1 protein-coding gene is annotated in these 704 nt (G+C 74.9%); it reads right to left on the reverse strand.

The window, feature by feature from the left end; genetic code table 11:
• Positions 1-704 (reverse strand): HNH endonuclease signature motif containing protein (locus U9983_RS04855; protein WP_322752862.1); only part of this gene is annotated, 704 nt, incomplete at both ends.

A 704-nucleotide genomic window follows, 5' to 3' on the forward strand; every position in this document is an offset into this window, starting at 1 on the left:
TGTGGTGGAGTGTTCGGTGGTGTTGGCCGCAGGTCAGTACGAGGTTGTTCAGGGCGGTGTGGCCTCCGTGGGACCATTCGATGATGTGGTGGGCTTCGCACCAGCCGGGGGGTCGGTCGCAGCCCGGGTAGGTGCAGCAGCGGTCGCGGGCGATCAGGGCGCGGCGTAGGGCGGGGGGCACGATGCGTTGGGTGCGGCCGACGTCCAATGGCACGCCGGTGGGGTCGAGCAGGAGGCGGACGAGTTCGGCGTCGCACAGGAGCCGGGCGAGGACGGCGGCGGGTAGGGGGAGGCCCCAGCCGTTGTCCGCGGGTGGCGCGCCGGGTTCGCCGAGCAGCGCGGGCAGCGGTGCCAGGACGGTGACGTGGGGGCGGTAGCCGCCGTGGGTGGGCAGGGTATCGGTGTGCAGCGCCCGGGTGATCAGTTCGATGAGGGCGTCGGCGCGGCGTCGGGCTGGGGAGCGGCGGTCCCGTTCCCCGCCGCCGGTGCCAGCCGTGTCGCCCGCACTGCCGGTGCTGCCCGCGTTGGCCGTACCGCCCGCAGGGCCCGAACTCTCGGCAGTGCCCGCGGTGCCGGGGTTGGCAGTGCCCGCACTGTCGGGGTTGGCCGTACCGCCGGCGGGGCGGGGTGCGGTCAGTGGATCCAGCGCGGCCCGCAGGATCGCGGCGGCTTCGGCGTCCAGGGTGCCGCGGATCCGGGTGGTC

This window comes from Protofrankia sp. Cas3, assembly GCF_963555955.1.
GTDB lineage: Bacteria > Actinomycetota > Actinomycetes > Frankiales > Frankiaceae > Protofrankia.